Raw genomic sequence first — 20,208 nt, forward strand, 5'->3', positions numbered from 1 at the left:
TTTTTGTAGGAATCAATGCTCGTAGGTACTATTTCACTATTACCCTAAAATCAACGGGTCCATTAGTGGTTTGCAACTTTAAGAAATAGATACCCTGCCCTAGGCCAAGTAGGGAAATTTCAGTTTCCCTGGCATTATTTACCCGGACTATTCTCCCTGTCAAATCAACAAAATAGCTCTCATAGACCTTGACCTGACTTGCCAGTCTTAAATACAATCTGTCTGTAGCCGGGTTAGGAAACACCACAACCCCCGCATGTTGCTGTTCAACAGCCAGCACCATATCGATGGTGAGCGTGGCTTCGGCGGGTTGGGCTATGCGATCAGATACACTCACAGTTAGCGTTCTTTCTCCTCCAACTGCAGGTAATTTGGTGACATCAGCGATCCTGAATTCCCCTGTATTGGACAGTGAAAAGGCACCATCCTCATTGCCATTGATGATCTGATAAATAAGCTCATCATCATCAGGGTCTTCCGCCGATAGTGTGCCTATGAGATGCCCTGTCGTGAATTTTGACAAGGAAAAGTGATGATCAGCAAGCGTAGGAGCCTCATTGTCAGCGGCCACACTTAGCATCCAGTTGAAGTCAGTTTGAAAAGGTTCGCTACCCCACTTGATCAAAAGCTTCTGCCCTGCTTCCAGGTCTTCTATGATCACTTCAGCCATGCTGTGAACCGCTACATTCTCTGGGTCATCATTAGCTGCTATCAAATTTCCATCACATGCGTCATACACTTCAATGTATGAGTTGGCATATGATACATTATTCAAACCGATAGAAGTCAAAGTGACATCACCGGCTTTTGGCAAGGTATATTCGTACCATTTTGGAGCACCTCTAAACTCATATAATCCAGGAAGTACCTCCATGGCAGTATCGCAATGGTCGCCACTTTCCATCTCCACAACCTCCAGACCCCAGTCAAAGCCTGGGCGGGTTCCATCGATTAACTCACCAAAAAAGATCAACACTTCATCTCCAGCCATGAGTCCTTTCACCTCCACCCGGTCTTCACTGATGGCATAGCTGCTCAATGTGCTACACTCAGGAGTCACACCTATGGTGCGGTAGCGTGCTGTGGAAAGGTCCAGTCTGGAGACCACCAGCTTTTTGTCGTCCTCTGGCATCGTATATGAAAACCAGTAGAAATTGCTCACATAGTCTGGCACGGTATTCACGCCTTCATGGGCCTGATCAGGAGACTCGCAGAAAATACCTAGCTCTGGATCTCCCACGAATAACCTCCAGTCAAAGGAATACTGGGCAGAGTTCATGCTGTTCGCCCACCTGATGTAGACAGTTCGACCTGCCTCTAGTTCAGGCAGGTAGGCAAAGCTCTGAGGATCACCACCATAATCATAACTGTAAGCAATGAGTTCACCATCACATGCATCATAGATTTCCACATAAGTATCATTTGATGTGTAGCCAACTGAACTCACTGAAAATGAGTTAGTTTCAGGCATGGTGAAAGTAAACCATGCGGGCATTGGCCTCATCCCATTGTTGACCCCTTCTACAGCCAATAGTGGATCTTCACACGAATCCCCTTGTCTCGGCTGATCTGTAACAATTTCCCAATTAAAAGCCTCATAAGAGTACGCTCCGTCCCATTTGATCAGCAGAGTTTGACCAACCTCCAGGTTTTCAAGCGTTACACTGCTTTGAAAATATTCGATCCAATCATCCAGCACCAATATGTTGTCATTGCTTGCCAGTAAATTTCCATCACAACCATCGTACACTGATAGCAGGGTATTGGAGTAAGTAAACGGCATAGATGAAATGGTGTAGTTCCCGGCAGTCTCCACGGTATAGGTAAACCATTGAGTAGCATACTCTGCATGGTTCAGTCCATAGCTTGCCACCAGTGGGTCTTCACATCGATCACCCTGCCGAACCGGGATTTCCTCCAGTTTCCACTTAATTCCCGGAAAAGGATAGTTAATTGACCAGTAAATGGATACCTCCTGCCCCTTGGATAGTCCGGACACAAATGCTTCCCCCACTCCGCTATAAAGAAGGTCGGCGTTGGTACAACCATCCAGGATAGCGACAAAAGGACTGCCATCGATATAATCACCCTGATAGGATACTTTCAAACTTCCATCTTCTGCCATTTGATAGTCATACCAAACAGGAGCGCTCTCCGAAATATTGTCCCCTTTCACGGCGCTGATTGGGTGTTCACAATGATCACCCGCCTGGATATTCTCTACAGTTAACTCCCAGGTGAAGTTTTCATTGAAGTAGTCAAGACTCCAGATAAACACGAGCTCTGTTCCGGCAGGAAGATCAACAGCACGTCCCTTTCCCTGCCCGCTATCTACCCAACTAAATCGCTGGCAATCATTATTGACAAAAATGGCCATCTCCACCGGCTCACTACTGAAGGCTGTAATGGTTTTTCCATTGGCAGGAACGGTATATTTATTCCAATATAAATGTCCAAAATAGTAGTGATCCCGATCCACTGTCACCTGATTAGTTCCGGTATGGGCTTGAACAGCGGTACCGCAGTTGTCTCCCGGAAGGGGGTCAATTTCTTCTATGGTCCAGTCAAATCCTTCGTAAGACCATTTCTCTGACCATAAAATATAAAAGGTTTCTCCCGCCTGCACCCCATACAAAACAAGCTGTGCCTGATCATAGAAATCGTAATGGGTATCATGCCCCTCATCATTATCCATAAAAATCTGACCATCGCATTCCCGCTTGATCATCAGATGTGTATTCACATCTGTTAGCCCTATAGAGCTGATAACCAGATTACTATGTTTGGTGGTAGTGAAGCTAAACCACTGTGGTGCTCCATCAGTATGGTTTAATCCTGCCTGAACCTCCCTGGCGACTGAACACACCTCACCATTTTCGAAGGGTGAAGCTGTCAGCACCCACTCATAACCAGCTACTGCTGAGGTACTTTCCCATACTATTTTAACAGTTTCACCTTCTTCTAAAGCTGTAGTAAGCTCCACCCCGTCACCGGCTGTACTCCCCAGTAGAAAGCCACCGCATTCATTGAAGACCTTTAAGTCAACTGATTCGGTTGAGGTTTCTGCACTGTGCAAGATAAGGTTCCCAGTAGCAGGCATTGTGAAGGTGTACCAATACTCAAACGGAGCATCATATGGAATGATGTTTTGTCCCTCCGTGGCGTTGACCGCATCACTGCACGCCTCACCGCTCCTGATGGAGGTGGTGTGAAGTGTCCAGTCTACATTGCCACCCTGAGGCTCAAACGATATATAAAGGCTCTGATCGGCACTTACATCAAACACGGTCAGCATGCCCCTTCCACCCTTAATATATTTGAGTTGATTGCAGTCATTTCCGTACACATTAAAGCTCATATCGCCAGCTGAAATGGTGATTTTTTGATGGTCCGCATCCGGACTAAACCGATACCAGTAGGTTCCCAAAGAGGTGGTCGGAAGCGTATTATTGCCCTCCAGCGCCATGGCAGCCACCCCACAAGCAGCTCCTTCTTCGGGAGTACTAGTAGTCAATTGCCAGGTGAACGGGTCAAATTGTCTGTTCTCCCAAAGGATTTTGATGGTTTCTCCAGCCTGAAGTACAATAGAAAGCTCCGACTGCTGCGTACCATAAGCATCATCACTTTCACTAATCGGCAGTGTATGACACTCCCTGAACAGCGAAAGCTTGGTATCTACGATGGCCCCCATTGAGGATATTGTAACCACCTCATGATCTGCAGCGGTATATTCATACCACGAAAGCGGCATTTCAGCCGTGTTGCTCCCTGCTACAGCGGGTGGTGCAAGCTGACAAACAATGAGCGCATTCCGCATAGGGCTCATCTCCATGACCGTTCGCATACGCATGCGCTGATCTTTAGTGAAAATATTCATACAGCCATCTGTACTGTAGTCCATGTAGTTTTCAATCATATCAGGGCCGCCTCCCGGGCAGCTGTCTCTGGTCTCGCACGATCGATTGGGACCGTCTGCGACAGGCGTGTCTTCACAGTAGTCATCCATATCACAACCTCCATCGCCCCAGATGTGGCGAAGACCGAGCCAGTGGCCAACTTCATGGGTGGTCGTTCTCCCCAGATCAAAGGGGGCAGATACCTGACCTGTACGCCCAAAAAATTGGTAGCCGATTACAATACCATCAGTGAAATCAAAGCCATCCTCAGGAAGCCCGTCTAATCCGGATAGGTTAGGAAACTGGGCATATCCCAGTAAGCCTGAGCCACCAAAGTCGAGTACCCAAATATTAAAGAAGCGATAGGGATCCCATTGGGTATTGGGTTTTAACTCTTCCTCGATCACTGTATAACTGTAAGAGGAACTATAACCAGAAATGCGATCAACACCCGGCTCTTCCAGAAGGTTGCCATAAGGATCAGTCAGAACGGGTACAAACTCTATATTGATGTCCGCTCCGTCAGGATGTTCGTTGTATCCGGCACCCAATCTCCTAAAATCTTCATTAAGGACATCAAACTGCGACATAATCTGCTCCCGACTGATATTGGACCCGGTACCTCGGGGTTCGCCGCTGTGGACCACATGAACGATGGTGGGAATTTGATAAATGGTCTCAGGATCAGCAGACATTCTTGACAAGGCGAGTTGCCTGGAAAGCCGTGCTTCAAAATCGTCAGTAGACAACCTACCTGCATACTTTTCCCTCAACTTCTGCTCGTTTTCTACAGTAAAGCAGGTTCTAATCTGTGGTGAGGTTCCATCCGATTGAAATAGGTTACTTTGTGCATTCTGGAAACCCGGAATCATCGGGCCGTTTTGTGGCTGCAAAAAGGAATGACCCTGTTTGGTTTCCTCTTGAGTATCCAGAGGAGCTCGTGATCCCGATTTGTTTTGATCGATCGGAATGGGATATGCCCGGGGTTGATCAAAAGGATTTTGCCCATATATTAGAGTGTAGTGGCTGCATAAAATGGTGAGTAAAACAATCATGCATACGTGTTTCATATTGGATTAATTTATGGTTGTTAATCAAGCAAATACACGCTGTGAAATCATTCCGTTGGAACGCCGGTTTGATTTTTTGATAAATGGCAAAAAGTTGATTTGAAAGAGCGGTTAAAGGATTTTAGTGCTCTCCTGAAAAGTATGGGTCTTTCCTTTTTAGCGCTTAATAATTACCTGATGTTAGCTATTCAGAGCCGCTTTTGCAGGAAATCCTCCGAAAAACGACTCAAAAAAAAAGCGCCACATTGCTGCGGCGCTCTTTTGATTCTTTGTGGTATGTTTGATCAACCTGTGTTTCTCATGGCTGATGCTATACCATTGATGGTAAGCATCAGCTGCGTCTGAGTGATCTCAGCAGCCGGATCGTTGGCAGCCTTTTCCTTTCTCCACTTGGCCAGCAATTTCACCTGGCGCTTGTGCAAATACATCATGAGCGAAGCTCGGAGCTGATTGGAATAATAATGATTCTTCCTTCGTTTCTCAATGTCCTTTCCGAGCAGATCCATGAGCATCTCTCTGGTGAGTGCCAATTCTCCCAGGAAAAGGTTAAGAAATTTATCTCTGAGTTTCGTGTCGCTGACCAGTGAGGCATATTCGGTCATCACCTCTTCGTCAGTCGCAGCCAAACTGGTATCCACATTGGTGAGTACGTACCTGATAAACGGATCATAGACCAGGACCTTTTTGAATTCTTCATAAGACTTATTGTCCTTGTCCCTCAACTCACTCAGGGCAGTACCCAAACCATACCAGCTGGTCATATTGTAGCGCGACTGGCTCCATGAGAATACCCAGGGAATGGCCCGGAGGTCTTCCAACGAGTTGGCTCCCGTTCTCTTGGCTGGTCTTGACCCAATTTTACTTGTTTCAATTGCGTCAATAGGCGTGGCTTCTCTGAAATATGGGATAAACCCATCTTCCCGCATCAGGTTTTCATAATGCGTTTTACTGTCGTCAGCCAGCTTTTGGAGTACATGCGCCAGCGGATGTGGCTTACGCTCCGTAAACTGACTAAGTATAGCCGTGGCCGCCGTACTGGCCATCAACAATTCAATGTTATACTCAGCATTGACCTTGTTCGCATACTTTTGAGCAATGGTTTCTCCCTGCTCCGTGAGCCTCAGGTCTCCTCCGATACTTGAGTGTGGGAGCGAGTTGATAAAATAGTGTGTAGGGCCAGCACCACGACTGATAGAGCCTCCTTTACCGTGGAAAAATCTAATTTTCACATCAAAGTTCTTCCCTGTTTCATACAATCTGGATTGTGCTTTATAAAGGTTCCATTGGCTGGCCATAATCCCGCCATCCTTGTTGCTATCGCTATAGCCCACCATCACCTGCTGCACTGGTTTATCCAGTTCTTCTTTTTGCTTGAAGTGATTCAGGCTGCGCTGGGTGAATGGATGTTGCAAAAATCCCCTCATGATGTCAGGTCCATTTTCCAGATCCTCAATGGTTTCCAGAAGCGGCACCACCGGCAGCTCTGACACCAGGCCTTCCTTGGTTTGTCTGGTGAGACCAGCTTCTCTGGCGAGAAGATAAACCAACAGCAAATCAGAAACACTCCTGGTCATACTCACAATCAATGATCCAATGGAATCTGTTCCGTATTTGGAGATATGACTTTCCAATACCCGGTAGCAATTAACCACAGCCTCGGCATTGGGTCCCAGTTTGATTTTCTGGTGGGTAAAAGGTCTGTTGGATTTCAATTCCTGATTGATGAATTCAATTCGTTCCTCTTCACTCCACTCAGGGTAATTGGTTTTCTCAAAACCCGCGGCTTCCAAAAGCTGCTGCATGGCTTTATCATGGAACGCACTATTTTGTCTTACATCCACTTTGGCCAGGTGAAACCCAAAGGTTTCTACGCTTCTGATCGCCGTATGTATATCGTCATAAGCGATGGATTTAGAACCATATTCTACCATCGCCTTTTGAAGCAACTTCAAATCATTCAAAAGTTCCTTGGATTCCACATAACATCCGGGATACTCCATGATCTCGGTGGCGTGTCCACGTCGTGTGTCCACAGGTAGTTTGGTAATCAGTACATTCACAAATTGTCGGAATGCTTCACCTCTGTTTCTCGAGAACGCCTCATCCCCTCTTGGTCCAAGCTCAGACTGAATCTGAAGCATTCGCTTCTTTAAGTCAGCATTTACCTCATCCATTTCTGCAGTGAAGCTGAGGTGTCTTACCAGGTCGGTAAGCTTTCTCCTGATCACTACAATAGCATTGAGCCTCAATGACTTAAGCGTCTCTTCTGTTACCTGCTCTGTGACCAAGGGGTGACCATCCCGGTCTCCTCCTACCCAGTCTCCAAATGAAAGTTTTGGCCAGGCATTGAGTTCATAGATGGTTTGGGCTTTAAACCCTTGATCTTCCCACGCCTGAATCATTCTCCGATCCATCACAGGGATTACCTCAGGGAACACATTGATGAGGTAGTGCATAATGTTTCGAAGCTCTGATTGTACATCCGGCTTCTCCAGGAAAATCTCCCCGGTTTTCCATAACCTGTAAAGTGTCTGCTTGATGTTATGTCGAATGTTGGCAATTTCCTTCTTGGTGTACATGGAGTTCTCCCTGTTCACCATCAGTAGATACAATTCCCGATGGTGCTCCAGCACCGTAGCTCTTTTGGCCTCTGTTGGGTGTGCCGTAAGTACAGGCTCTACCCTGATGTCCTTAAGACGTATGGCAATGTCTCTTTCATCGATATTATGAGCCTTTAGCTTCTGTAGATTGTTGGCCCACAAACCATTCACGGAGGCCAAGTCCTGATCTTCCAGGCTCCTTCTGTGCTGTACTGCACCATTGATTTCCACCATGTTGACCAGCTGAAAAACAAGCGAGTATAACTGTATGTGCTTCTCCGTGAGTTCCTGAGAAGCCAGCTCCGGGATGTCGTTAATCCAGGGGATTTGAGAAGCCATGGTTTCCTCTCCATTTTCTAACAAAATCTCTTTTAGGGCATTCAGTAGGTACTCTAAGTCCTCATATGGTTTACCCAAAGTCTCCTTCAATAGCTTCAGTGTAGCTCTCATTGTTATTTTATTTATGAAATGATGCAAATTACATGATATTTTGCAATGAAAATTAAAATAATTTGAAAAATCAATAATTTTACTTTAGATCTTGGTATTCGCCAATAGATAAGGTTCCCCGTATTAACTTTACGTTTCATTTATACCAAAACCACAAAATGGATAATCGTAAATACCTACCCCTTATTATAATCACAGCAATCGTTCTTATTGTTTTACTCACCATCTCCAATAGCATAATATATAAAGTAAAATCTGGAGAAAGAGCAGTCATTTTCAACACATTGACAGGTGAACTTGACAAATCAAATGTTATCGGTCCAGGCTTTCACGGAAAGGTGCCCTGGAGTGATGCTTACATCTATGATGTGACTGAAAACCAAATAGAAGAAACCATGGATGTTCTGGATAAGAATGGTTTGAACATCAATGTTGACATCACCGTGAGATTTCACCCGGTATACGACAGCATAGGAGAAATTTATGAGACTTTTAGATTGGATTATATACGTAGACTAGTCATCCCTGAAGTACGCTCTACTGTAAGACAGGTGATGGGTAGATACACTGCCGAAGAAATTTACTCCACCAAAAGACCAGAGGTAGAGGGTTCTATAAAAACTGAGACAGATGCCATACTGGGTGCGCCTGGCAATAACATCGAAATGAGAGCATTGCTGATCAGGTCTATCAAACTTCCAGAGCAAATCAGATTAGCCATCGAAAATAAACTAACTCAGGAACAGGAAGCCCTCGCCTATCAATTTAGGTTGGATAAGGAAAAAAGTGAAGCTGAGAGAAAGCGAATTGCCGCTGAAGGAGAGGCAGTTGCCAACAAGATTATCAATAGCAGTTTGACGGATGAACTATTGAAAATGAGAGGCATTGAGGCCACCATTGATATTTCTACTTCTCCTAACTCAAAAGTTATCGTGATTGGTAGTGGAAAAGAAGGTCTTCCATTAATTTTAGGCGGGAATTAATTTTCGCCAAACAGAAAGTGCCTCCAGGGGTTAAATGAGGATAAATAATTATTTTAGAGTAAATTCTAGCAATTAATAAACACGCAAGCAGATGTCGAATACAGCCGAAATCAAAGTAGATGGTAAAAGTTATGAGCTGCCTCTTATTGAAGGAACCGAGAAGGAAAAAGCAATTGATATTAGTCAACTAAGAGGACAGTCAGGTGTCATTACCATTGACCCGGGTTTCAAAAACACCGGATCCACGAAAAGTGCTATTACTTTCCTGGATGGTGAGAAAGGAATCCTGAGATATCGTGGATACCCCATCGAGCAGCTGGCGGAAAAATCTACTTTCCTTGAGGTAGCGTATTTATTGATCTATGGCAACCTGCCTGAAGCTTCTCAGTTTGAGGCCTTTAAATCTCAGATCACCAATCATACCCTGGTGCATGAGGACATTAAGAAACTATTGGATGGCTTCCCTTCTACGGCTCACCCGATGGGAGTGCTCTCCTCTCTGGTAACTTCTCTGACTGCTTTTTATCCTCAGAGTCTTGATCCGAACAGATCAGGTGACGATGTGAACCTGAGCATCATCAGAATCATCGCTAAGATGCCGACTTTCGCTGCATGGTCTTACAAAAATCAAATGGGTCATCCAGTGGTTTATCCGGATAACAGACTTGATTATTGTGCCAACTTCATGAAAATGATGTTTGGCTTACCTACTGAAGAATACAACGTAGATCCTGTGGTGGTGAAAGCTTTGGATAAATTACTGATTCTACATGCCGATCATGAGCAAAACTGCTCCGCTTCTACTGTTCGTATTGTGGGAAGCTCTCAGGCCAGCCTATATGCTTCGCTTTCAGCGGGTATCAATGCACTCTGGGGTCCACTTCATGGTGGTGCTAACACTGCAGTAATTGAAATGCTGGAAGCCATCAAGGCAGATGGTGGAGATACTAAGAAATGGATGGCTAAGGCCAAAGATAAAGACGATCCTTTCCGTCTGATGGGATTTGGTCACAGGGTATATAAAAACTTTGATCCTCGTGCCAAAATCATCAAGAAGGCGGCTGATGATGTGTTGGAGAAATTGGGCGTTAATGATCCCGTACTGGATATCGCCAAAGGCCTGGAACGAGAAGCCCTGGAAGATCAGTACTTCGTGGATAGAAAGCTGTACCCTAACGTTGACTTCTACTCTGGCATCATCTACAGAGCGCTGGGAATACCAGCAGAGATGTTTACCGTGATGTTCGCCCTGGGACGTCTCCCTGGTTGGATTGCTCAGTGGAAGGAAATGCGCGAAAACAAAGAACCTATCGGAAGACCAAGACAAGTATATGTCGGGGAAAACGAAAGAGATTATGTGCCGGTAACCAAACGGTCATAAAAGCAAAAGCCCTTCAGGAAATTCCTGAAGGGCTTTTTTATTTGGGGATTTTAACTTTCTCTTTTAATATTTCCGATTGAGTATCTCACTCAGAATGACCGCTTTCTTAGCTGAATCAGCATCCTGCAGCATGGATTTAATGTCAGCACCCAACGATTGTTGGTCACCCTCATCCTGCTGACGTTGCATTTTAGATTTAAAATGCTCATCACGTTTAAACTCCAGATCAGAACCTTCTGCCAATCGGATGGATTCCTCATAGACGCGTCTACTCTCCTCATCGGCAAATCGGCGTGTGCGGCCTTCTTCAAATTCTTTTGGCTTTTGCTGAGCCACCCACTCCCGCTCCTTGACCAACTGCCGAGCCTCTACAGGCTCAGGTGCTTCGGGCTCCGGTTCTTGTTTGCCCTCTGTAAACTCCTTCAGGAGGTCCTCAAAGGAAACCGGCCGGGTACGTCTTTCGGGGTGTTCCGATTCCCTTTCAGCACTTTGAGTGGGTTCCGGGGCGTTCTTCTTTTTCATCATTCGGGTGATGAAATATATCGCAGCAAATGCCAGGTAAAGCCAGAATTGAATATCATCCATATACGTCGTAAAATATAAAATTAATTCTAAATTTGTTAGCTTCATTCGAGCTCAACATCACAAGCACTTCATGCAATTAACACGTTTAGAAATAAAGGGATTCAAGAGTTTTGCTGATAAAGTTACCATTAATTTTGATGAGGGCATTACAGGCATCGTAGGACCCAATGGATGTGGCAAGTCGAATGTGGTGGATTCGATCAGATGGGTGCTTGGTGAGCAGAAGACACGTGTCCTTCGGTCCGACAAAATGGAGAATGTGATCTTCAACGGCACCAAAGCAAGGAAAGCTACCCAGCTGGCAGAAGTTTCGCTCACCTTCAACAACACCAAAAACCTGATCCCCACCGAGTACTCCAACGTCACGATCACAAGACGCTACTTCCGCTCGGGAGAAAGTGAATACCTGCTCAACAACGTGCCTTGCCGGTTAAAGGACATTACCAACCTCTTTCTGGACACGGGAATCGCCTCTAACACCTACGCTATCATTGAGCTGAAGATGGTGGATGACCTCCTGAATGATAAAGACAATTCCAGAAGGAGCCTTTTTGAAGAGGCGGCTGGCATTTCCAAGTTTAAGATCAGGAAAAAGGAAACCATGCGTAAGCTTCAGGACACTGATGCCGACCTGGATCGTGTAGAAGATTTGCTTTTCGAAATCGATAAGAACCTCAAATCACTGGAAAAGCAGGCTCGCCAGGCTAAGAAGTACTATGAAATAAAAGAGGAATACAAGCAGTACAGCATCGCCCTTGCGAAGAAATCTATCGGAGATCAGAATGCGGTATTCGAAAGTATAGAAAAACGAATCACTGAGGAGTCTGACCGGAAGAACTCACTGAACACCCAACTACTGGAAAAAGAGGCCAATTTGGAGAAAACCAAGGCCGAATTGATCGGGAAGGAAAAGCTTCTGTCTTCCAGGCAGAAGACGCTCAATGAGCACGTGGGTAAAATCAGAAATTATGAGAGTGAGAAGAAAATCAAGAATGAGCGGCAGCGGTATCTTCAGGATAAGATAGAAAAACTACAAGAGCAGCTCTCGCAGGATAAGCTAAGCAATGAACGGGCAGCGTTCTCCCTCAAAAGTTTGGATAAAGAAAGTGATCAGGCGCGTCAGATCCTTTCTGACATAGGCAATAAACTAGAGCAGCTCCAGGCCGACTATGATGCACAAAAAGCCAAAACTCAGGAAGCTCAGGAAATCCTGAATGAGTACAATCAACAATACAACACCAAGCGCGAGCAGGTTTATCAGGTAGGAAAAGACCTGGAAATCAAGGAGGTACAGATAAAGTCACTACAAAGTGAACTCAACCGATCCCGTGAAGATTCTTCGATCCAAAGTGAAAGTTTGAAGGACTTTGACCAAAAGCTGGCTGAAATCCAGAAAGAGAAAGAAGCCAAAACGGAGGAGTTTCAGGCTTTGAAAGCCAAGGAAACAGCCCTGAAAGACAAAATAGAATCCAATCAGCAGCGGATCGATCTGATACGTGAGGAACTCACACAGGTCAACCGGAAGCTGGACTCGAGACAAAACGAATATAATCTCACCAAGTCCCTGGTAGATAGCCTCGAGGGATTTCCGGAAGCCATCAAGTTTCTCAAAAAGAGCAACCAATGGAAAAACGCACCTCTCCTCTCGGATGTCATTGCCTGTCCTGAAGAATACAGGATCAGTATCGAAAATTTCCTGGAGCCATATATGAACTACTATGTGGTGGAGACCCGGGAAGATGCGCTTAAGGCTGTCAACCTGCTGAGCGACTCATCCAGAGGAAGGGCTCATTTTTTCGTGTTGGATCAGCTGGAGAAATACCACGCCAACTCGGCACACATTTTTGCCAATACCCGCCCTGCAACGGAGGTGGTGGAGTATGATGAGAAGTACCGCAAATTAATCGCTCATCTGCTGGACAATGTATACATCTATGAAAATGAAGCTCCATCAACAGAAGATGATGATGTCGTTTTTGTAGACAAGAGTGGAAAGATCACCAAAAGGAAGTTTTCCATGTCCGGAGGCTCCGTCGGACTCTTCGAAGGAAAGCGAATTGGAAGGGCTAAAAATCTGGAGAAATTAGCCGCAGAAATCAAAATCCTGACTAAGAAACAGGAACAGGCCAAATCTAACCTCAATGAAAATCTCAATGAGCTGGAGCAACTAAAAAAATCGACTCAGACAAGCCTATTGGAGGAACTTCAGGTGGAAATCAACCGAATCAATGAAACCTTTGTGTCTATCCAGACCAAGCAAGAGCAGTACAGCAATTTGCTGAACTCCAATGAGACCAAGCGGGAAGATATAGAAGAGCGCATAGAGACCCTTGGCAGTGAAATAGACGCCCTCAGGCCGGAGTTTGACCAGTCCGCGGGCATTCTCTCGGAGCTGGAAATGCAGGTGGTCAATAAGCGTGAGGAGCTCAACGAATTGAATGAACTGCTGGCTCAGAAGTCTTCTGCTTACAATGAGGAGAATGTTCTCTATCACCGCCAGCAAAATAAGGTGAATAGTATCACTCAGGAGATTAGTCACAAAGATGAAACCTTCGTCAGTAGTTCGGCCAGAATAGAGCAAAACACTGAGGAGCTACAAAAAGCTACCCAGGATCTGAATGAACTGGTGAAAAAATCCGAAGAGAGCGATGACGACCTGGTGGCCATGTACGAAGAAAAGGAGTCCATTGAGATGGGAGTCAATGAAGCTGAAAAAGACTACTATGCTGTGCGCAATGCCATAGATGAGGCTGAGAAAAATGTACGTGAAATTCAGCGCATGCGCGAATCTGCGGATCAGGTACTGATGGAGTGGCAGAATAAGCTCAATGAAACCAAGATCCAGCTGAACTCAATCAAAGATCGCCTCTCGGTGGAATTCAACCTGGACATGAAGCAGGTGGAACTCTTTGATAACGAGGAGCTGCTCAATCAGCCACTGGAAGATCTCAGAGACCGGGTGGATAAAATGAAGAACCGTTTGGAAAACATGGGGCCCATCAACCCGATGGCCATGGAGGCCTATGAAGAGATCAAAACCCGTCATGACTTTATTTCCGAACAAAAAGAAGACCTGATCAAAGCCAAAGAATCACTGCTCACCACCATTGGTGAAATTGATGAGGTGGCCCGGGTCACCTTTCTGGATGCTTTCAATAAGATCAGAGACAATTTCATCAAGGTCTTCCGTACCCTTTTCACGGAAGAGGATGATTGCGAACTTAAACTGACAGATCCGGATAATCCTCTGGAATCTTCCATTGAGATCATGGCCAAGCCGAAAGGCAAACGTCCTCTCACCATCAATCAGCTCTCAGGAGGTGAGAAAACACTTACAGCCACCTCACTCCTTTTTGCCATTTATCTGCTGAAGCCTGCACCCTTCTGTATTTTCGATGAGGTGGATGCGCCATTGGATGATGCCAACATTGATAAATTCAACCAAATTATTCGCGAGTTCTCAAAAGATTCGCAGTTCATTATTGTCACCCACAACAAGCGAACCATGGCCAGCACCGATGTGATCTACGGAATCACCATGATAGAGCAAGGTGTATCCAGAGTAGTGCCAGTGGATTTGAGGGAGTTGGCATAAAGCGCTTTATAGCCAACAGGTTATCTTTGATGCATGAAAGCATCTTGGGGATACTCTTCTGAAATCGATTGGCTTGATCCGGGTGATCCGATGAGAGCCACCATTCGTCAACAGCTGGGAGGACTTCTGCACGGTCACGTGCCCCATGAGAACCTACATGCTCAGCGTGATAGTGCATTGGGTAATTTGGTTGCCCGTCAACTTGACCTTATTTACACGCCCGAGCCCTCAAGTCACGAGGTTTGCTTTGCTGAAAGTGCAGAAGTCCGTCCCGAATTCAGGTCGACATTTCACAGTAATCATTTGATAGAATACTGCTATGCGATGGTGTTTAGCAGTGTTTTCAGAAAGAGGTTCAAGGATTTCCCCAATGAGGGTTTTTTGATCCCTGCACCCCCCGATGCCTCTTTCTTTTGGAGGATGATTCGAATAGGTAATGAATTGAGGCTTTTACATCTTCAGGAAAATATAGACACACCTCTGGAGCATCAAGGTTCGGTGATGGGCTCCAAAGAGCTCTCTATTGATGTTGAGTTACTTGATGCTATGGAAAGGACAAAAACTTTGAGAAGGGAAATAGATGTGATCTGTGAGGGATAAGAAGGATTTTGGTGGAAATATTCTGTCATTCACTTCAACCAAATATCAAAAATGTCGTTATTGCATTCGCCCGGAAAATGACGGGACCTTGAACTTTAAAAACACGACCATGTCCAAATCTCAAGACGCCAAGAAGAGCGTAAAAAAGGAACCGGCCAAAACTCCAAAAGAGAAGAAAGCTGAGAAGCGAGAAAAGAAAGCCAAAAAAGGCTAATTCAGCATTTATAAATGAGCCGCTCCATTTCATGGAGCGGTTTTTTTATCGCTTGTTTTTCTTCTTTTTCTTCCGATTCTGCTCAAATGCCTCAGCTTCTCTGATGAGGGATTGTACATCGTAAGCGTTTTCCTTCGAAAAATCCATCGTGTTTTGATACTCCCCTTTGGTAATCTCAATCCGCTGGATCGGTTTGCCCAGGTTCTCTTCGATTTCCTTCAGCAAGGCTTTCTCCTCTGCACTGCAAAATGAAATGGCTTGTCCCTTTTGGGTACCACGTCCGGTTCGCCCTACTCTGTGTACGTAGTTTTCAGATGACTCAGGGAGGTCATAGTTTACCACAAACTCCACATTAGGAATATCGATACCCCTGGCAGAGATATCCGTAGCGAGCAGCACCTTTAGTTCTCCACTTCGAAACTTCTTCATGGTCTGATCCCGCTCCTTTTGCTCTTTATCACTGTGAATGGTATCCGACTCCAACCCCACCCGTTCCAGGGCCTTCTTTACCCGCTCTGCACGCACTTTGGTTCGCACGAAAACCAGCATCTTACTCTCAGGATGGTTGTTGATAAATCCCTCCAGAAAGAAGCGCTTGTCGTCCATTTCAATAAAACCTACAGCATGCTCAATGTTCTTCGCTACAGGGTCTTTAGGGGAGACTTGTATGCGTATGGCATTGGTTACCAATGAATAGGCCAACTTCTTGATCTCAGGATTGATTGTAGCCGAGAAAAACAACGTCTGTCGTTTCTTTGGCAGATGCTTCATGAGGTCTCGTATATCTTTGATAAAGCCCAGATCAAGCATATGATCGGCTTCATCCAGGATCAGTGTGTCCACATCTTTGAGCACCAACGCTCCCTGACTCACCAGGTCGAACATCCTGCCCGGAGTGGCCACGACCACATCTACCCCTTTGCCCAGTTTGGCTATTTGGGGCTCCTGCTCTACTCCACCATGCACACAAAGTGTTTTTACCTTCGTGAATTTGCCTAAAGTATCAAAGGCACTCGTGATCTGAAGTGCAAGCTCATGAGTAGGTGCCATGACGAGACAACTCACCCGCTCAGAACGTTTGCTGGACTTGCGCTCATCAATCATACTGATTACCGGTATGGCAAATGCAGCGGTCTTACCAGTTCCCGTCTGGGCGATGGCCAGTACGTCCTCTCCTTTCAGCACCGCGGGAATGGTCCTGAACTGAATATCCGTGGGTTTTTTATAACCGAGCTCCTTTATACTTCTTTTGAGTGCATCCCCGATGCGGTAGTCTTCAAACTTCATATCAATGTGAAAGCTGCAAAGATAGGGTGTTTTATAGTTCAGGGCTGTATTTTCATACTATACCAGGGAGATGGTTTGCGCTTTGTGCCAATACATTGCTCAAATGAATTTGGGACTTGCGTGATGTGTTTTGTGTAATCAAAAACTAAAGTCATCATCACTCAGATTCTATACTTGCTGAAGGTCACCTGAGAATGATATAATATTTACCAGCGTAACCCACAAACTAAGCTGGTTAAAGTCTACATTCGTACCAAACCACTACGCACCTTACTTATGCCAGTTACTACCCTCATTATCATTGGTGCCGTATTGGCAGGATTTTGGTTCTTTACTTTCATCTTCCCCATCAGTCTTTGGATAAGTGCTATTTTCTCAGGAGTTCAGGTCAATCTCCTGGATCTGGTATTTATGCGCTTCCGAAAAGTACCCCCGGCACTGATTGTGAAATCACTGATCCTGGCCACCAAGGCTGGTATTAAGGACGTAGATACAGCCAAACTTGAAACGCACTTTCTGGCCCATGGCAATCTCATGAAAGTAATTAAAGCGCTAATTGTCGCTGATAAAGCCAATCTCAATATGAACTTCCAGCAAGCCACGGCCATTGATTTGGCAGGCAGAGATGTGCTGGAGGCTGTGCAGGTATCGGTAACACCTTATATTATCGTAGTACCAGCTATCACGGGAGTTTCTGTGGATGGTATCCAGTTGATTGCGGAGGCCCGGGTGACCGTGCGCACCAATCTTCAGCAATTGGTGGGTGGTGCTGGTGAAGAAACCATACAGGCTAGAGTGGGCCAGGGAATCATCTCTCGTATTGGTGAAGCCACCAACTACATGGAAGTATTGGAGAAGCCGGAGGAAATCTCCAAAAGAGTGCTGGACAATGGGCTGGATGCTGGCACCGCATTCGAGATACTTTCCATTGACATTGCAGACATTAACATTGGGAGAAATATCGGAGCCATTCTCCAGATAGATCAGGCACAGGCAGATTTGGTCATTGCCAATGCCAAGGCCGAAGAGAGAAGGGCTATGGCTGTGGCACTCGAGCATGAGATGCTCGCCAAAATACAGGAAGCCCGTGCCCTGGTAATAGAAGCTGAGTCTGAAATACCTTCAGCTCTGTCAGAAGCTTACCGAAAGGGGAACTTCTATCAATCTAATTGATCAAATGGACTAGCATTATGGATCAAATGGAATTGCCCATCCATTCAAATCCAGTCTGCTAAGAACGAAAAGGGCACAAAAAAAGCCATTGAATATTCAATGGCTTTCATTTTTATGTATTGGGAGGAGAATTAGTCAACCAACTCTACGTTGACTGCATTCATTCCTTTTCTTCCTTTTTCTACATCAAATTTTACTTTGTCATTCTCACGGATATCATCCACAAGGCCACTCTCGTGTACAAAGATGTCTTCACTTGAGTCATTTGGTTTAATAAAACCAAAACCTTTGGAGTTATTAAAGAATTTTACTGTTCCTTCTTGCATTGTACTAGATTATTATTAATTGTATTGTTTCTTTTTTGAATGCTCAATTATTCGAAAATGAGCGATAAGGAAGGTGTAAGGATCAAATATTGAATCGTGTGGGATTGAATACGTAAAGTTTTACTCCTGCTTTACGATGCAAAGATATAGTTTAATTTATTAGAAGCCACTTTTTATTTCAAAACATTCTGAAGTACAGGAATCCAACTCAATACCGCGGTATGGTGAAAAGTGCCCCTTTTCCACCCAAACGCTAAAAATGAAGCCTCTCGCCTCTCCCACAGTCTGCCTAAATTAATTTCAGGAATACCGCTAATTTTAGTTTTTGGCTGTTAGAATCTTTACTTTTGCACCTCGAAAACCAAGGGAGCATATGATTTCTACTCAAAATATATCACTTCAGTACGGCAAAAGGGTCCTTTTTGATGAAGTAAATGTAAAATTCACCGGAGGCAACTGCTATGGCATCATTGGTGCCAATGGTGCTGGTAAATCCACTTTTCTTAAGATTCTTTCGGGGGAGATTTCGCCTAATTCTGGTTCTGTCCACATAGAGCCAGAGAAGCGCATGGCAGTACTCAAGCAGAATCACTTTGAGTATGATGAGTTTCAGGTATTGGACACAGTGATGATGGGTCACGATAAGCTATGGGCCAACATGAAAGAGAAAGAGGCACTATATGCCAAGCCGGATTTCTCAGAAGCCGATGGCAACAGAGTCTCTGATCTGGAAGCTGCTTTTGCGGAAATGGATGGATGGAATGCTGAGTCCGACGCTGCTGCACTATTGAGTGGGCTGGGCATTGTGGAGGCAGATCACTACCGCATCATGGGCGAACTGAGCAATCAGCAAAAAGTACGGGTACTTCTTGCTCAGGCGCTGTTTGGCAATCCTGATATCTTGATCCTGGATGAGCCTACTAACGATCTGGACCTGAAAACCATTGAATGGTTGGAGAACTACCTGCTTGACTTCAAAAATACCGTGATTGTAGTTTCTCACGACAGACACTTTCTGGATACCGTATGTACACACATCGCAGATGTGGACTTTGGTGCCATCAAAATTTACACCGGAAACTACACCTTCTGGTATGAGTCCAGCCAGCTAGCCCTGACACAGCGCTCATCAGCCAACAAGAAAGCTGAGGAGAAGAAGAAAGAACTACAGGAGTTTATAGCACGATTCAGTGCCAACGCCTCCAAATCCAAGCAGGCTACTTCCAGAAAGAAGCTACTGGAAAAGATCAATGTGGATGACATTCAGCCATCGAATAGGAAATACCCTGCCATCATCTTCAATCAAAGCCGGGAGGCCGGAGATCAGATTTTGGAAATCAAGGGACTGACCAAGAGCATCGACGGAAACACTCTCTTCAAGGATTTCGATTTGTTTGTCAACAAAGGGGAGAAAATTGCTTTTGTAGGCGACAATACCCTGGCGCTCACTACCCTCTTTAAGATTTTGATGGGCGAAGCAAAAGCAGACTCTGGTACTTTTAAGTTTGGTCAGACGGTAACAACTGCCTATCTACCCAACGAAAACGCCGAGTTTTTCAAAAGTGATGAAAATCTGATCGATTGGTTGAGAGAATTCTCTCCAGGAGAAAAGGATGAAGTCTACATACGGGGCTTCCTGGGTAAAATGCTCTTCTCTGGACAAGAAACCCTGAAAAAATGCAATGTGCTCTCAGGAGGCGAAAAAGTACGCTGTATGCTCAGCCGAATGATGCTACAGGAAGCCAATGTGATGGTACTGGACGATCCAACCAACCACCTGGACCTGGAGTCCATTACAGCCCTCAATAATTCATTGAAGGACTTTCCGGGCACGCTCCTCTTCACCTCTCATGACCATACCTTCACACAGACCATCGCGGACCGAATCATTGAGATCTCTCCAAATGGTTTCATTGATAAGCTAGGTACTTATGATGAGTATTTGGAAAGCAAGCGAGCTGCTGAGCTGATTTGATTTAGAGCTCTGAAGGAGTTTAGATAAAAAAAAGGCCATTCTAACAATGTTAGAATAGCCTTTTTTGTGAGTG

At 45.2% G+C, this 20,208-nt stretch carries 11 protein-coding genes; 6 read left to right on the forward strand and 5 right to left on the reverse strand.

The genetic code is table 11. The annotated features are described in order from the left end of the window. Window positions 1-28 precede the first annotated feature (28 nt). Together ACHKAR_RS02295 and ACHKAR_RS02300 are read right to left on the reverse strand one after the other, a co-directional pair. The gene (locus tag ACHKAR_RS02295) at window positions 29-4,966 is read right to left on the reverse strand and encodes a M43 family zinc metalloprotease (RefSeq protein WP_395416002.1); all 4,938 of its coding nucleotides are present in this window, start codon (window positions 4,964-4,966) and stop codon (window positions 29-31) included. 284 nt (window positions 4,967-5,250) lie between these two features. Then, window positions 5,251-8,016 carry a phosphoenolpyruvate carboxylase gene (locus ACHKAR_RS02300; protein WP_395416003.1) on the reverse strand — a complete coding sequence of 922 codons (2,766 nt, stop codon included), beginning with the start codon at window positions 8,014-8,016 and terminating at the stop codon, window positions 5,251-5,253. Window positions 8,017-8,174: 158 nt separating this feature from the next. Between ACHKAR_RS02300 and ACHKAR_RS02305 the strand changes: the two genes are divergently transcribed. Together ACHKAR_RS02305 and ACHKAR_RS02310 are read left to right on the forward strand one after the other, a co-directional pair. Next, window positions 8,175-8,999, forward strand: a complete 825-nt coding sequence (locus tag ACHKAR_RS02305; RefSeq protein WP_159579877.1) for a prohibitin family protein — start codon at window positions 8,175-8,177, stop codon at window positions 8,997-8,999. A 91-nt stretch (window positions 9,000-9,090) separates the two neighbouring features. Next, the gene (locus ACHKAR_RS02310) at window positions 9,091-10,380 is read left to right on the forward strand and encodes a citrate synthase (protein ID WP_395416004.1); all 1,290 of its coding nucleotides are present in this window, start codon (window positions 9,091-9,093) and stop codon (window positions 10,378-10,380) included. Window positions 10,381-10,443: 63 nt separating this feature from the next. Here ACHKAR_RS02310 and ACHKAR_RS02315 read toward each other — a convergent pair whose 3' ends face one another. Next, on the reverse strand, window positions 10,444-10,965 hold the full coding sequence (locus ACHKAR_RS02315; RefSeq protein WP_395416005.1) for a hypothetical protein: 522 nt from the start codon (window positions 10,963-10,965) through the stop codon (window positions 10,444-10,446). Between the two features lie 70 nt (window positions 10,966-11,035). Here ACHKAR_RS02315 and smc point away from each other — a divergent pair, with 70 nt between their 5' ends. Together smc and ACHKAR_RS02325 are read left to right on the forward strand one after the other, a co-directional pair. Beyond that, the gene (gene smc, locus ACHKAR_RS02320; protein WP_395416006.1) at window positions 11,036-14,560 is read left to right on the forward strand and encodes a chromosome segregation protein SMC; all 3,525 of its coding nucleotides are present in this window, start codon (window positions 11,036-11,038) and stop codon (window positions 14,558-14,560) included. 33 nt (window positions 14,561-14,593) lie between these two features. Next, window positions 14,594-15,160, forward strand: coding sequence for a type ISP restriction/modification enzyme (locus ACHKAR_RS02325; RefSeq protein ID WP_395416007.1), 567 nt, complete (start codon window positions 14,594-14,596; stop codon window positions 15,158-15,160). Window positions 15,161-15,419: 259 nt separating this feature from the next. Here the strand turns inward: ACHKAR_RS02325 and ACHKAR_RS02330 are convergent, their stop codons facing one another. Then, window positions 15,420-16,661 (reverse strand): DEAD/DEAH box helicase, encoded by a 1,242-nt coding sequence (locus ACHKAR_RS02330; protein ID WP_159579889.1) that lies wholly within the window; start codon window positions 16,659-16,661, stop codon window positions 15,420-15,422. A 276-nt stretch (window positions 16,662-16,937) separates the two neighbouring features. Here ACHKAR_RS02330 and floA point away from each other — a divergent pair, with 276 nt between their 5' ends. Then, a complete protein-coding gene (gene floA / locus ACHKAR_RS02335; RefSeq protein ID WP_395416008.1) occupies window positions 16,938-17,834 on the forward strand; it encodes a flotillin-like protein FloA in 897 nt (298 codons plus the stop codon). 131 nt (window positions 17,835-17,965) lie between these two features. Here floA and ACHKAR_RS02340 read toward each other — a convergent pair whose 3' ends face one another. Then, window positions 17,966-18,160, reverse strand: a complete 195-nt coding sequence (locus ACHKAR_RS02340; protein WP_159579893.1) for a cold-shock protein — start codon at window positions 18,158-18,160, stop codon at window positions 17,966-17,968. Window positions 18,161-18,533: 373 nt separating this feature from the next. Here ACHKAR_RS02340 and ACHKAR_RS02345 point away from each other — a divergent pair, with 373 nt between their 5' ends. Continuing rightward, a complete protein-coding gene (locus ACHKAR_RS02345; protein ID WP_159579895.1) occupies window positions 18,534-20,135 on the forward strand; it encodes an ABC-F family ATP-binding cassette domain-containing protein in 1,602 nt (533 codons plus the stop codon). Window positions 20,136-20,208: the final 73 nt, after the last annotated feature.

Source organism: Marinoscillum luteum, from assembly GCF_044005705.1.
In the GTDB taxonomy this organism is placed as follows: domain Bacteria; phylum Bacteroidota; class Bacteroidia; order Cytophagales; family Cyclobacteriaceae; genus Marinoscillum; species Marinoscillum luteum.

Excerpts from the sequence above, each read along its gene's own strand:
- ACHKAR_RS02295 (WP_395416002.1), bottom strand. The coding sequence starts at position 4,966 with ATGAAACACGTATGCATGATTGTTTTACTCACCATTTTATGCAGCCAC.
- ACHKAR_RS02300 (WP_395416003.1), bottom strand. The coding sequence starts at position 8,016 with ATGAGAGCTACACTGAAGCTATTGAAGGAGACTTTGGGTAAACCATAT.
- ACHKAR_RS02305 (WP_159579877.1), top strand. The coding sequence starts at position 8,175 with ATGGATAATCGTAAATACCTACCCCTTATTATAATCACAGCAATCGTT.
- ACHKAR_RS02310 (WP_395416004.1), top strand. The coding sequence starts at position 9,091 with ATGTCGAATACAGCCGAAATCAAAGTAGATGGTAAAAGTTATGAGCTG.
- ACHKAR_RS02315 (WP_395416005.1), bottom strand. The coding sequence starts at position 10,965 with ATGGATGATATTCAATTCTGGCTTTACCTGGCATTTGCTGCGATATAT.
- smc (WP_395416006.1), top strand. The coding sequence starts at position 11,036 with ATGCAATTAACACGTTTAGAAATAAAGGGATTCAAGAGTTTTGCTGAT.
- ACHKAR_RS02325 (WP_395416007.1), top strand. The coding sequence starts at position 14,594 with ATGAAAGCATCTTGGGGATACTCTTCTGAAATCGATTGGCTTGATCCG.
- ACHKAR_RS02330 (WP_159579889.1), bottom strand. The coding sequence starts at position 16,661 with ATGAAGTTTGAAGACTACCGCATCGGGGATGCACTCAAAAGAAGTATA.
- floA (WP_395416008.1), top strand. The coding sequence starts at position 16,938 with ATGCCAGTTACTACCCTCATTATCATTGGTGCCGTATTGGCAGGATTT.
- ACHKAR_RS02340 (WP_159579893.1), bottom strand. The coding sequence starts at position 18,160 with ATGCAAGAAGGAACAGTAAAATTCTTTAATAACTCCAAAGGTTTTGGT.
- ACHKAR_RS02345 (WP_159579895.1), top strand. The coding sequence starts at position 18,534 with ATGATTTCTACTCAAAATATATCACTTCAGTACGGCAAAAGGGTCCTT.